This is a genomic window from Micromonospora sp. D93 (genome assembly GCF_018070365.1).
Taxonomy (GTDB): domain Bacteria; phylum Actinomycetota; class Actinomycetes; order Mycobacteriales; family Micromonosporaceae; genus Micromonospora; species Micromonospora ureilytica.
On the sequence record NZ_JAGPXW010000021.1, the window covers coordinates 35,330 to 47,933 of the forward strand.

The 12,604-nt window shown below is 72.3% G+C and carries 11 protein-coding genes and 1 riboswitch; of the genes, 4 read left to right on the forward strand and 7 right to left on the reverse strand.

Annotation, left to right across the window (positions count from 1 at the left end; all coding sequences use genetic code 11):
* The first annotated feature begins 40 nt into the window (after positions 1–40).
* Complete coding sequence (locus tag KBX71_RS22125) at positions 41–670, forward strand: TetR/AcrR family transcriptional regulator (protein ID WP_210819855.1); 630 nt, start codon at positions 41–43, stop codon at positions 668–670.
* 653 nt (positions 671–1,323) lie between these two features.
* Positions 1,324–2,448: an aromatic acid exporter family protein gene (locus KBX71_RS22130; RefSeq protein WP_210819856.1), complete on the forward strand. Its 1,125-nt coding sequence runs from the start codon at positions 1,324–1,326 to the stop codon at positions 2,446–2,448.
* Between the two features lie 12 nt (positions 2,449–2,460).
* On the opposite strand, the gene KBX71_RS22135 is transcribed toward KBX71_RS22130, so the two are convergent.
* Both KBX71_RS22135 and KBX71_RS22140 read right to left on the reverse strand, forming a co-directional pair.
* Positions 2,461–3,189 carry a phospholipase gene (locus KBX71_RS22135; RefSeq protein ID WP_307847234.1) on the reverse strand — a complete coding sequence of 243 codons (729 nt, stop codon included), beginning with the start codon at positions 3,187–3,189 and terminating at the stop codon, positions 2,461–2,463.
* 91 nt (positions 3,190–3,280) lie between these two features.
* A complete protein-coding gene (locus KBX71_RS22140; RefSeq protein WP_210819857.1) occupies positions 3,281–4,270 on the reverse strand; it encodes a LacI family DNA-binding transcriptional regulator in 990 nt (329 codons plus the stop codon).
* A 160-nt stretch (positions 4,271–4,430) separates the two neighbouring features.
* On the opposite strand from KBX71_RS22140, the gene KBX71_RS22145 reads away from it, so the two are divergent.
* The gene (locus KBX71_RS22145) at positions 4,431–5,669 is read left to right on the forward strand and encodes an MFS transporter (protein WP_307847236.1); all 1,239 of its coding nucleotides are present in this window, start codon (positions 4,431–4,433) and stop codon (positions 5,667–5,669) included.
* 19 nt (positions 5,670–5,688) lie between these two features.
* Here KBX71_RS22145 and ileS read toward each other — a convergent pair whose 3' ends face one another.
* The 5 genes from ileS to KBX71_RS22170 all read right to left on the reverse strand — a co-directional run bounded on the left by ileS (position 5,689) and on the right by KBX71_RS22170 (position 11,668).
* On the reverse strand, positions 5,689–8,835 hold the full coding sequence (gene ileS, locus KBX71_RS22150; protein ID WP_210819858.1) for an isoleucine--tRNA ligase: 3,147 nt from the start codon (positions 8,833–8,835) through the stop codon (positions 5,689–5,691).
* Between the two features lie 277 nt (positions 8,836–9,112).
* Entirely contained in the window at positions 9,113–9,775 is a 663-nt protein-coding gene (locus tag KBX71_RS22155; protein ID WP_210819859.1) for a hypothetical protein, read from the reverse strand.
* 30 nt (positions 9,776–9,805) lie between these two features.
* Complete coding sequence (locus tag KBX71_RS22160) at positions 9,806–10,291, reverse strand: hypothetical protein (protein ID WP_247683908.1); 486 nt, start codon at positions 10,289–10,291, stop codon at positions 9,806–9,808.
* 89 nt (positions 10,292–10,380) lie between these two features.
* Complete coding sequence (locus KBX71_RS22165) at positions 10,381–11,094, reverse strand: hypothetical protein (RefSeq protein ID WP_210819861.1); 714 nt, start codon at positions 11,092–11,094, stop codon at positions 10,381–10,383.
* Positions 11,087–11,668 (reverse strand): RNA polymerase sigma factor, encoded by a 582-nt coding sequence (locus tag KBX71_RS22170; RefSeq protein ID WP_210819862.1) that lies wholly within the window; start codon positions 11,666–11,668, stop codon positions 11,087–11,089. The genes KBX71_RS22165 and KBX71_RS22170 overlap by 8 nt, the downstream gene beginning before the upstream one ends.
* Before the next feature lie 128 nt (positions 11,669–11,796).
* On the opposite strand from KBX71_RS22170, the gene KBX71_RS22175 reads away from it, so the two are divergent.
* Positions 11,797–12,132, forward strand: a complete 336-nt coding sequence (locus KBX71_RS22175) for a hypothetical protein (RefSeq protein ID WP_210819863.1) — start codon at positions 11,797–11,799, stop codon at positions 12,130–12,132.
* Positions 12,133–12,458: 326 nt separating this feature from the next.
* A riboswitch (cobalamin riboswitch) is annotated at positions 12,459–12,588 on the forward strand.
* The last annotated feature ends 16 nt before the right edge of the window (positions 12,589–12,604 follow it).

The following is a 12,604-nucleotide window of genomic DNA, read 5'->3' on the forward strand; positions in this document are numbered from 1 at the left end:
AGGAGGATACTACCTGCGGACCTACTGAAGGAGAACTGCCATGACGGCGCGGGCGAACCGGATCGCGACGCTGACCGACGCTGCCATCGAACTGATCGCCGACGGTGGCATGCGTGCCCTGACCCACCGGGCGGTCGACAGTCGCGCCGAAATGCCGCCGGGCACCACCTCCGCGTACCTGCGGACCCGTCAGGCGCTGATCGAGGCGGTGGTGGGACGACTCGCCGACCGGGACCGGGCCGACCTGGCCGCGTACGACCTACCGACCGGCCCGCCACCCCCGACGCCCGCTCCCCGGCTGGACGGCGACGACCTCGACGCGCTCGCCGCCGGCGTCGCCGAGGTGCTCGACCGCTGGTTGAGCACCGGACGCAGCCGGAGCCTCGCCCGCTACGCCTGCCTGCTGGAGGGAGTGCACCGGCCCGAACTGCGCGGCATCCTGCAACACGGCACCGGTCTGCGGGCACAGGCCCGGGACCTCCTGACCCGGGCCGGGGCGACCGACCCCGATCGGCAGGGAGACCAGTTCGTCGCGTTCGTGGACGGGCTGCTCTTCGACCGGCTGGCCGGCGCCGGCGCGCTCAGCGCCCCGCAGCCCGGCACCGCGGCCAGCCGCGCCGACCTGAGCGCCGCCGTCCGTACGCTGCTGCGCGCCCTCACCGGACGCTGACCCGACCGGCGCGCCGGTCGTCGCGTGGGTAGCCAGCCCTGGCGCTGCGCGGCCCTGGCGCTGCGCGGCCCTGGTGCTGCGCGGCCCTGGCGGTGTGCGGCCCTGGCGTTGTGCGGGCTCGGTGGTGTGCGGGTCTGGCGGCGCGCGGGGTATGTCGGGCGTGCGCGCTCGGCGGTGTGCGGGGTGCGTCGGGCGCGCGGGCTCGGCGGTGCGCTAGCGCACCGGGCGAGGGCGCGGAGCAGCCCGGTGATCAGGTCCGACGCGTGATGGGAGACGATCGCCTCGGATGCCGTGGACCGCCGGCGTGGTGCCGTGGTCGGGTCCTTTGGAGCTGAATCGTTTACGACATCGAGCCTGATTCGTTTACGGCATCAGCTCCAAAGGGGGCGCGGACGACATGCTGCGGTAGGTCGGGCGGCGGCACCGCGAGCTGGTGGCGCGGTGTCGTGAGCTGACCGCGTGGTGGCGGGGTGGTGATGGCGGCGCGGTGCCGGGGCCGGCGCTGCGGTGCGGTGCGGTGCGGTGCGGTGCGGTGCGGTGCGGTGCGGTGCGGTGCGGTGTGACGCGGTGCGGTGGCGGCGTCGGCGGTGTGGCGGTGGACCGGGGCACGGCAGGTCGGCTGGCGCGGGTAGGAGAGGGCGGGGGTGTAGGAGATGGTGCGGTTCAGCGGCCTGCGGAGGGCCGGCGGGCGGTTGCGGCACGGCTGGCGGCCGGTGCTGGAGGCGACCGTCGCGGCGACCGTGGCCTGGCTGTTGGCCACCCGGTTGCTCGGGCACCCGCAGCCGTTCTTCGCGCCGGCCGCCGCGCTGATCGTCCTCGGTCAGGCCCGGGGGCAGCGCATCCGCCGAGCAGTCGAGGTCGTTCTCGGGGTCGCCGCCGGGGTGCTCGTCGCGGACCTGGTGGTACAGGCGCTCGGCCCGGGCAGCACCTGGACGGTCTTCACCGTCATCCTGCTCACCGTCCTCCTCGCGGTGGCCTTCGGCGCCACCGGCGTGACGCTGGTGCAGGCGGCCGTTTCCGCGCTCTACCTGGTGGTGGTCGCACCGCCGGACGGGTCGTTGGTGCCGTTCCGCTTCGTCGACGCGCTGGTCGGCGGTGCGGTCGCGCTCGCGGCCAGCCTCCTGGTCGACGCCCGGCATCCGCTGGCTCCGCTTGTCGCCGAGGTGCGACGGACCTTCGACGAGTTGGCCGGGCTGCTCGGTGTGATCGCCGACGCGCTGGACGACCGTGACGAACCGGCGGCGGTCGCCGCACTGAGGCAGGCCCGCGGGATGGACGTCCGGGTGGACGGGCTGCGCGACGGGGTGCTGGCCGCCGGTGAGGCGCTGCGGCTCAACGTCCGTCGACGTCAGCACATCGGTCGGCTGCGCTCGGTGGACGAGTCGATCCGGCAGATCGACTACGCGGTCCGCAACGTCCGGGTGCTGGCCCGTGCGGGCGTGACCCTCAGCCGGCTGCACACCCCGGCCCCGGCGGAGCTGGGCGCCGCCCTGCGGTCACTGGCCGAGGCGGTCCGTGCGGCCGGTGCCGCTCTCGCCGCCGACCTGAACGGGCAGGAGGAGGCCGCCGACCAGCACGCCGCCCGGGCCGACGAGTCGGCGTTGGCCGCCGTGCACGCCGCCGGGCAGCTCTTCGGCTCCACGCAGACTCTCCCCCTAGCGATGATCATCGGTCAGGTCCGGGCCACGGCCATCGACCTGCTGCGCGGCGTCAACCCGGAGGACGACGCCGCCGTCCTCGCCCGCGTCGACGACGCCCTCGGCCTCCCCCCGGTCTGACGCCTGCACCGATCAGCGGCGGTTCCCTGCCCCTGGGGGATGGGTGGTGAGCCAGGTGGTGGCGGAGTCGCGGATCGGGGCGAGGATGTCGTGGCCGCCGGGGAACTCCTCGTAGGTGACGTCGTAACCGAGGTCATGCAGGTGGGGGACGAGGCGGCGGCTGCACACGTCGATGGGCAGTACCCGGTCGTCGACGCCGTGCGAGATGAAGACCCGTGGCCGGCCGTGGGTGACCGGCGGCGCGGCGAAACCGGGGGAGAAGGCCAGCACCGCGTCGAACAGATCCCCGTTCGCCAGGCCCAGCGACAGCGCATACGAGGCGCCGTCGGAGAAGCCGCCGACCGTGACGTCGGACACCGGGTAGGTGTCGAAGACGGCCCTCAGCAGCCCGTCGATTCGCCCCACGTCCGCCCCGAAGCCGCCGGCGATCAGATCCCAACTGGCTGCCGACGAGTCCGGGGCGACCAGCAGCAGGTGCTGCGCGTCCGCGACGGGCAACAGCAGATCCAGTCCCTGTCGCGCCGAGCCGCCCGCACCGTGCAGGAGCAGCACCAACCGGTACGCCGAACCGTCGGTCGCCGGCTCCGGGACGTACCCCAGGGCCAGCCGGTCCCCGTCGGCGCCGGTCATCGGCACGAGCCCGGTGCGGCCCGGTGCCACCGGCGGGTGGCGGCGGGCGGTCAACCGGCCGTCCCGAGGGCTCGGCGGCGAGTCCCAGTGCGACGGCGCGGAGTCGGACACGAGTGGGCGCTCCTCGCGGTGGACGGAAGGTCCGACGCGGTTACCCGGCCCGTGCGGGGTTAACCGTCGACGTTCTCGGCTGAGTGTCGACTCAGGCGCTGGCCCGAGCCACCAGGGCGGACGGGAAGAGGGTCACCGGAGCAGCCGGGCGCCCGTCCAGCAGGGCGGTGGCCGCGGCGACGGCGATCCGCCCCACCGGATGACTCGCCGTGGTCAGCGCCGGGGCGGTCATCCCGGCCAACGGAATGTCGTCGAAGCCGGCCACCGCGACGTCGCCGGGCACCCGCGCGCCGGCGTCCCGCAGGCCCGCGATCACCCCGAGCGCGGTGTCGTCGCTGATCGCGTAGATCGCGTCGATGTCCGGCCAGCAGCGCAGCGCCTCGCCGGCCGCCGTCCGACCGCGCGGCGCCCGGAAGTCCCCGGGGAGTATCCGCTCCGGTAGGCCGGCCTCGGCCATGAGTCGGCGGTACGTCTGCACGGGGCGTTGCGCGCAGGGCAACCACCGGGGGCCGGTCACCATGGCGATCCGGCGGCGACCCGAGGCGTACAGGTGGCGCAGCACCGCTTCGGAGCCGGCGGCGTTGTCGACGTCGAACGACGGCACCGTCGCCGAGCCGACGCCGATCGAGACCACCCGCCCGCGTAGCGACCGCGGCACCGCCTCCAGCAGCTCCTCGGTGGTGTTGACCAGGATCACCCCGCAGACGCTGCGGTCCCCGTCGAGTTGGTCGAGGCTGCGGGGGTCGCCGAACGGCAGCCAGTGCAGCGCCACCCCGACACCGGCGGGCGTGCACACCCGGGCGGCCGAGCCCACCACCTGGTGCACGTACGGGTCGTCCAGCACCGCGGCGCTGGTGCCCAGAACGGCCACGACCAGGCGTACGCCGCCGCCGCGGACCAACGCCCGGGCGGCCGGGTTGGGCACGTAGCCGAGCTGGTCGACGGCCGCCGTGACCAGTTCCCGAGCGGTCGGCGAGGCGAACCCCGTGCCGGCGATCACCCGCGACGCCGTGGACCGGGACACGCCGGCGACCCGGGCCACGTCCTCGAGAGTGGCCGGCCGGTGTGCCGCTGTCGTCATCGTCGCCTCCCGCGGCGGCCCGTCCGGTCGGACCAACGCCTGCTCACATCATGCCCCTCCCGAACCAGCAGCGGTAAGGGGCGGTTGCCGCTTGTGGTGGTAGCGCTCTCAGGTGTGCGATCGTGCGAGGAGATCACCCCGAGAAAGAGGACCCACCCTCGTGAGCGCCCCCACCAGTCGGCCCGTGACCCCGGACATCACGTCGCCGACCCTGCGGACGGTGCGGCTCGCCCGCAACGGCGTCGCTGTCACCTTCACCCTCAACGGGCTGGCCGTCGGCAGCTGGTTCTCCCGCGTCCCGGCGGTCCGTGAGGCGTTGGACCTCTCCGCCGGCCGACTCGGGTTGCTGCTGCTGGCGATGAGCGTCGGCGCGCTGCTCGCCATGCCCACCTCCGGCCTGCTCGCCCAGCGATTCGGCGCGGCCCGCACCGTCACGATGGCCACCGTGCTGGTCGCGGTCGGTCTGACCGTGGCGGGGCTGGGCGCCACGACGACCGGGTCGTTCGCCGTCGTCGCCCTGGGGTTGGTCGCGCTCGGCTACGGCTCCGGCGCCTGCGACGTGGCGATGAACATCGAGGGCGCGGCGGTGGAACGGCGGCTGGGTCGTACGATCATGCCCCGTTTCCACGCGGGGTGGAGCCTCGGTTCGGTGGCCGGAGCGGTGCTCGGCGCCGGGGCGGCCCGGTTCGACGTGTCGGTCGGCGCGCATCTCGTCGCGGTGGCGGTGGTGGTGTTGGCCGGCACCGCGCTCGCCGCCCGGACGTTCCTGCCCGTGGGCAGCGATCACACCGGCGATCCGGCGGACGCCACCCCGGCTGCCCGCCGTCGGGCGCAGCTCGCCGCCTGGCGGGAGCCGCGCACCCTGCTGATCGGGCTGTTCGTGCTGGTGGCGGCGTTCACCGAAGGCGCGGCCAACGACTGGCTGGCCGTCGCGTTCATCGACGGACGGGACCTGAGCGAGGCCGCCGGCGCGGCGGTCTTCGCTGTCTTCGTGGTGGGCATGACCGTCGGGCGTACCGCCGGCACTGTCGCGCTGGACCGGTGGGGTCGGGTGCCGGTGCTCAGCGGCACCATCGGCCTCGCCGTGGTCGGAGCCGGCCTGGCCGTGCTGGCCGGCTCCGGACCGGTGGCCATCATCGGCGTCGCGCTGTGGGGCCTCGGTGCGTCGCTGGGCTTCCCGGTCGGGATGAGCGCGGCGGCCGACGACGAGGCGCACGCGGCGGTGCGGGTGAGCGTGGTCGCGGTGATCGGCTACACCGCGTTCCTCGGTGGCCCGCCGTTGCTGGGGCTGATCGGCGACGAGGTCGGCACCCTGCGCGCGCTGCTGGTGGTGCCGCTGCTGCTGCTGCCGACCCTGCTGCTGGTGCCCGTGCTGCGCCCGCCGACCCAGCCCCGTTGACCTCCCACCCCGCTGCCGCTCAGGCCCGCACGACGTGTACGACGATCTCGTGGCCGTCGCCCACGGTGCCGGAGAACCCCTCCGACAACGCGTCCACTACCGTCAGCTGGAGCGCGAGGGTCTCGTGCGCGATGAGCTTCTGATGCGTGGAGATCGCCGCCGCGACGTCCGCGGGCGCGGCGATCGCCACCGTGATCCGGTCGGAGACCTCGAAGTCGGCTTCGCGGCGGGCCTGCTGGACGATGCGTACGACGTCGCGTGCGACGCCCTCGGCCGCCAGTTCGGGGGTGATCTCGGTGTCCAACGCGATCGTCGCCCCGCGCTGGGACTCGACGACCCAACCGGTGCGCGGCACCTCCGTGATCAGGATGTCGTCGAGGCCCACCTCGACCTGCGCGCCGTCGACCGACAGCGGGTACGTCCCGTTCGCCCGGACACCGTCGACCAACTCCCGGGCGGCCACGCCGGCGATGGCCTTCGCGACGTGCTGGGTGCGGTTGCCGAACCGGCGGCCCAGGGTCCGGAAGTTCGCCTTGACCTGCACGTCGATGATCCCGCTCTGGGGATCGAGCGGTTCGAGGACCTTGACGTTCAACTCGTCGCCGATGTCGTCCAGCAACGCCTGCGGGAGAACGGTGCCGGACGGCAGCCCCACGAGCGCGCGGCTCAACGGCTGACGGATCCGCAGACTGCTCGTCTTACGCGCGGACCGGCCCGCCTCCGCCAACGCCCGCGCCGTGGCGACCTGGGCCGACAACTCCGCGCTGATCAGCGTGGCGTCGGGTGTGGGCCAGGTCGCCAGGTGCACCGACTCCGGGGCCAATGCGGCCCCCCGCCGGACGACCTGCTGCCACACCTCCTCCGTGACGAAGGGAATGAACGGCGCGAGCAGCCGCGTGAGGATGTCGAGGCACTCGCACAGGGTGGTGAGGGCGTCGGGGTCGCCCTCCCAGAAACGCTGCCGCGACCGCCGCACGTACCAGTTCGACAGGTCGTCGATGAAGTCGGCGAGCAGTCGGCCGGCGCGCGCCGTGTCGTAGTTCTGCAAACGTTCGTCCACGGCGGCCGCGAGGGCGTGGACCTCGCCGACGATCCACCGGTCCAACACGTGTCGCTGGGCGACCGGCTGCGCCAGGTGCGGCGCCCACGTCGTGTTCGCCGCATAGAGGGAGAAGAACGCCGCGGTGTTCCAGTAGGTCATCAAGACCTTGCGGACGATCTCGTCGAGTGGGCCGGGCCCGATCCGGCGCGGCGACCACGGTGAGCCGGAGCAGGCCATGAACCAGCGCACCGCGTCGGCGCCGTGCGTGTCCATCAACGGGATCGGCAGCAGGATGTTGCCCAGGTGTTTACTCATCTTGCGGCCGTCCTCGGCCAGGATGTGCCCGAGGCAGACGACGTTCTCGTACGGGGACCTGTCGAAGACCAGCGTGCCCACCGCCATCAGCGTGTAGAACCACCCGCGGGTCTGATCGATGGCCTCGCAGATGTACTGAGCCGGGTAGGTGCGCTCGAAGATTTCCTTGCTACCCGGCACGTGGGGGTAGCCCAACGACGCGAACGGCATCGCGCCGGAGTCGTACCAGGCGTCGATCACCTCGGGGACCCGGGTGGCGGTCCGGCCGCACTCCGGGCAGGCGAAGGTGATGTCGTCGACGTACGGGCGGTGCGGATCCAGCTCGGACAGGTCGGCGCCGGCCAGCTCGCCGAGCTCGGTGCGGGAACCGACAGCTGTCACGTGGTTGTCCGGGCACCGCCACAGCGGCAGCGGGGTACCCCAGTACCGGGAGCGGGACACCGCCCAGTCGATGTTGTTCTTCAGCCAGTCGCCGTACCTGCCGTGTTTGATGTGCTCGGGGAACCAGTTGGTGTTCTCGTTCTCCCGGGTCAGCTCGTCGCGGACCTCGGTGGTCCTGATGTACCAGGACGGCTGCGCGTAGTACATCAGCGGGGTGTGGCACCGCCAGCAGTGCGGGTAGGGGTGCTCGAACGGCTCATGCCGGAACAACCGACCAGACTCCCTGAGACGGTCGATGAGCAACGCGTCGGCGTCCTTGAAGAACACGCCGCCGACCAGGTCGATGCCGTCGTTGAACCGCCCGTTCGGGGCGACCGGGTTCACCAGCGGCAACCCGTACGCGCGGCAGACGGCGAGGTCGTCCGCGCCGAAGGCCGGCGCCTGGTGCACCAGGCCGGTGCCGTCCTCGGTCGTGACGTACTCCGCGAGGACCACCCGGTGCGCGTCCGGGATGTCCACCAGGTCGAACGGCCGCTCGTACCGCAAGCCCTCCAGGGCCGGCCCCGGTACGGTCGCCAGGATCTCCGCCTCGTCGCCGAGCACCCGCCGAGTCAGCGGTTCGGCGACGACGAACGTGCCCCGTTCGGTGCGGGCGACCGTGTACGTCATGCTGGGGTGTACGGCGACGGCGGTGTTGGACACCAGGGTCCACGGGGTGGTGGTCCAGATCAGCAGGTCGACACCGCTGTGTCCGGCTACCTCCCCGTGCACCGGAAACCGCACGTACACGGAGGGGTCGACGACCGTCTCGTACCCCTGCGCCACCTCGTGGTCGGACAGGGTCGTGCCGTCGCGGGTGCAGTACGGCGCGACCCGGAAATCCTCCACCAGGCGCCCGCCGTCGTGGATCTGCTTCAGTGACCACCAGACGCTGTCCACGTACTCCGGGGACATCGTCTCGTACGGATGCTCCAGGTCGATCCAATACCCCATACGTTCGCTGAGCTGGACGAACTCGTCGACGTGCCGCAGCACCGAGGTGCGGCACAGGGCGTTGAACTCCGCGATGCCCATTCTCTCGATGTCGGGCTTGCCGCCGAGCCCCAGCTCCTTCTCGACCGCGAGTTCGACCGGCAGGCCGTGACAGTCCCAGCCGGCACGGCGGGGCACCGAGAAGCCGCGCATCGTCCGGTACCGGGGGAAGAGGTCCTTGAAGACCCTCGCCTCGATGTGGTGGGTGCCCGGCGTGCCGTTGGCGGTCGGCGGTCCCTCGTAGAACACCCACGACGGGCCGTCGGCGGTCTGCTCCAGACTCCGGTCGAACACGTTGTTGGCCTGCCACCACTCGATGACCGTGCGGTCCAGCGCACCAAAGTCGATCTTGGTGGGCAGTGGCACGAATGGCGACTTCGATGGACCGTCCGGCACCGACGTTCTCCCTACACTTCACATCCGCTGCGCGGGCATCAGCTCACTGCCCACGCGGGGACGAAGCGCCGGGCGTATGGCCAGGACTCCGCGGTACCACCCCGCTTGCGCCTCGATGGTGCGGGCGCCGCTCAATTCTGCGACGTGACGTGCCGCTACGTCCGGTTCTACTGGGGCAGTTGAGCTGCCCGTTCTTCCGGAGGCTCCCCGGTGATGGCCGGATCGGTGCCGATGCCGTCCAGCATAGCTGTCCGCGCGCGGAGCAGTGGCCGGAGTGCTAGTGCAGCCAGATGCGGAGAGGGCCGGTGGTGGTGAAGCCAGCGGAGAGCGCCGGCGTCAGGTCCGCTGTGGTTTCGTAGCCGACCAGCGGCGCGTGGGGCAGGGTGGCGCACACCGCGCGCCAGATGTCCCGGGAGCCGTCGGTGCGGGTGAACAGGTTGGAGACGCCGTACGGACCGTCGCCGCTGAGCACCGCTCCACCGGTGATCACACCCCGGTCGTCGTGGCGGGCGAGCACCCGTACCCGGGGGTCGGCCAGGAGCGCGGGGCGGAACAACTCCCCGCCGCCGTGTGCCGCCGCCCAGGACGCCAGGTCGTCGGGAGTGGTGACCGGGGTCAGCGGTGGGTCGACAGGTGGTGCCAACGGTGGCCGGTGGATCCACTGCGCGTCGAAGAGCACCCGGAACCCGTACCCGGACAGGTCGAGGTCGGCGAAGCTGTCCTTCACCGACGCGCCGGGCCCCGCGTCGATCCGGGCCAGCAGGGCCTCGGCGTCGACGCGCGGCCGCAGGGTGACCGCGTCCGGGTACCACTGTGGCGAACGGTGGGGGACCGACCAGGCGTCGGCGTCGGTACGGCCGGCCAGCCCGTGGCTGCCGCAGACGATGTCGCACCATTCGGCGTTGTTGCGGGCCGCCGCCGCCCGCCCGTCCATGGGCATGATCGGCAGCCTAGGCGGCCCGAGGTGCTGTCAGGGGGCGTAGACCAGGTCCATCGTGTCGGTGTGCCCGGACCAGCGCAGGTCGAGGCGCCAACACCCGGCCTGCGGCAGGTCGATGATCGACGGCCCTGGCCCGCCGGCGACCTCCCGGGTCACCCGGGTGTCGGTGCCGTCCAGTTTCGCGGTGATCACCAGGGTTGCCGGTGCCGTCGGGTCGGGCGAGGTCGTGGCGGCGCGAGCCACCCAGAGGATCTTGTTGTTGGACCCGTCCTCGCGGACCTGGCGCAGCGGATGGGCGAACAACACCGCCACGATGTCACCCTTCGCGCCGAAGACGTGGGGAACCCGGGCGTCCCCGCTGAATCCGGCGTCCGCCCAGTCCGGCAGGGACCCCGTCTCGACCCGTGCCGCGCAGGCGGTCGCGGTGCCCGCCGTGGTGGCCGCACCCGCCGTCGGCGTCGCTCCACTGGTCGTGGCGGTGCACCCCGCAAGCAGGACCACCGAGGATGCCAGCATCAACCTGCCCCAGGAAACCATCTCGCTCCTTCCGGTACGCGTCGACGACCCGTCGCCTCTTTCCGACACCGCCCGGACGCGCCAGGTTCCTAGTGCAGTGAGCGTGCGATCTCGATCGCCTCGGTCTTGGTGAGGTCGCCCTCGAGCCGGTAGCTCACGTCGTTGTCCTGCCAGATCAGGGTCGAGGCGGCCAGTCGGGCGCTCTCCTCGCGGACGTTCCCCGCACGGTCCACGTACGACAGCGCGTGTGGGCCGTCGACCCACACCGCGAAGTCGCCGTTGACCTGGACCCACTCCGCTCCCGGCGGGATGACCTCCTTGTGAAAGGACAGGTTGAGGCGACCATCGAAGGCGTCGACGCGCAGCCCGCCCCCGTCGTAGAGCAGCGTCGCCACCCGGTACCGCCCCGTGGCATCCGGGTCGGCGACCAGCACCCGCTCGGGCGGACCCAGCTTCGCCGGCAGGCGGATCGGGAACCGTACCGCTCGCTGTGCCTCCTCCAGGCCGGCGGCGCGCTGCCCCGGCAACGGCGAGGCACCACCGCTGGGCAGCGTCGGGGCGGGCGCGGTGGCGATGCTGACACCGGCGAAGCGCAGCAGCCCCGTGACGGCGTCGGCGATGGCGGCCCGGCTCGGCGGCAACACCACCGCCACGATCAGGGCGACGAGCGCCGCCGCGACGAGCGCACGCCACCGGCGCGTGGGCCTGTCGAGCCGTGCGCGGACTTGGGCCGTCACGTCAGGAGGATCGGGTGTGTCGAGCCAGGTGGAGAGGTCACGCAGTTCCCGTTCGAGGTCACCCATGCCGGACCTCCGCACTGTCGAGCAGGCCGCGAAGCTTCGCCAGCGCCCGGGACGTGCGCGACTTCACAGTTCCCCGGGGCCAACCCAGAGCCGCCACCGTCTCCTCCTCGGTGAGATCGAGGAAGAACCGGCAGACGATCACCTCGCGGTCGCGTACCGGCAGTTGTCGCAGGGCCTGCACCAGCGACGCCCGGCGCTCCCCGGCGAGGACCGCGCCGACCGCGTCGTCCTCGGCGACCTCGGACGTCGGGTCCGCTGCCGCCGCCCGCAGGACGAGCCCGTCGCGCCGGCCACGGGAGCGGTGCAGGTTGCGGGTCTCGTTGGCGACGATCGTGAGCAGCCACGACCGGAATGACGAGTCGCCGCGAAAACGGGACAACTTCCGGTACGCCTTCACAAACGCCTCCTGGATGACGTCCTCGGAGTCCGAGCCGGCGCCGAGCAGCACCGCGGTCCGGTACGCGGACGCGGTGTGCCGGGCGACCAGGAGGTTGTACGCCTCCAGGTCACCTGCCCGAGCGCGGGTGACGAGCGCCTCGTCGTCCAGGGGAGCCTCCGTTCGGATCACACTCATGACACCGCCCACCCGCCGCGGGTTCCACAGGGCCTTCCCGACGCAGGTCAGCTGTCTCCCATCCGGCGTGCAGCGTATTGCCAGGAATCGGTGCTGCACTGGAGAGGTGTCGAGGAGAGGGGCGGGGCATGAGCTGGTTCAATCGCCGGTCACGGGGTGCCGAGCCGACTCCGACGAAGCTGGACCGGGAGGCGACCCGCGACGACCTCGCGGCGCTGGAGGCGTTCGTGGCCACCCGGCGCGGGGTGGAGTTCTACCTGGAACCGGAGACGACCGCGACGGACACGACGGTGGTGGCGATCGCCCACGACGGCGAGTGGATCCGTCGCCGTACCGGAACGCCCCGCGCGGCCGGGACCATCGCCCGCAAACACGCGGTGCCGCTCTACGAGGCGGCGCGCACCGGCTACCCGGAACGGATGCGGACCTGGAGCCGGGCCCACCCGGAACGTCACGCCCGCTGACCCTGGCGTCGCTCGGCCCTGGGCGGGCGTCGCTTCGCTCCGGGCGTGTGTCGTTCGGCTCCTTTGGAGCTGAATCGTTGGCGACATCGCCGTACGTCCCAGCCGGGAGTCAAGGCGGCTGAATCGTTGACGACATCAGCTCCAAAGGGCCCGCGTGGACACCTCGCCCCCTGCCACCGCACCACCCCACCCTGCCACGGCAACACTCGACCCCCCGCGCACCGATATTTCCGCAGGTCGATGTGGTGGGCGTGACCGGGCGACGCCGGGGTCCGCGTTGACCGGTGACGCGGCGGTGTGGCAGCATTCGCGGCCTGACGGCAGTGAAGGAAGTCGGTGCAATTCCGACGCGGTCCCGCCACTGTCACCGGGGAGCGATCCCCCCTCGTGAGTCACGGCCGTGTGTCTGCGGTTGGAAGGCCGGGGGAGAGCGTCGATCCGGAAGCCAGGATACTTCGGCCGTCGGGACGTA

Coding starts and splice junctions, on each gene's coding strand:
- KBX71_RS22160 (WP_247683908.1), bottom strand. CDS start 10,291: ATGCTGGCATCCTCGGTGGTCCTGCTTGCGGGGTGCACCGCCACGACC.
- KBX71_RS22170 (WP_210819862.1), bottom strand. CDS start 11,668: ATGAGTGTGATCCGAACGGAGGCTCCCCTGGACGACGAGGCGCTCGTC.
- KBX71_RS22175 (WP_210819863.1), top strand. CDS start 11,797: ATGAGCTGGTTCAATCGCCGGTCACGGGGTGCCGAGCCGACTCCGACG.
- KBX71_RS22130 (WP_210819856.1), top strand. CDS start 1,324: ATGGTGCGGTTCAGCGGCCTGCGGAGGGCCGGCGGGCGGTTGCGGCAC.
- KBX71_RS22165 (WP_210819861.1), bottom strand. CDS start 11,094: ATGGGTGACCTCGAACGGGAACTGCGTGACCTCTCCACCTGGCTCGAC.
- KBX71_RS22155 (WP_210819859.1), bottom strand. CDS start 9,775: ATGCCCATGGACGGGCGGGCGGCGGCGGCCCGCAACAACGCCGAATGG.
- KBX71_RS22140 (WP_210819857.1), bottom strand. CDS start 4,270: ATGACGACAGCGGCACACCGGCCGGCCACTCTCGAGGACGTGGCCCGG.
- KBX71_RS22125 (WP_210819855.1), top strand. CDS start 41: ATGACGGCGCGGGCGAACCGGATCGCGACGCTGACCGACGCTGCCATC.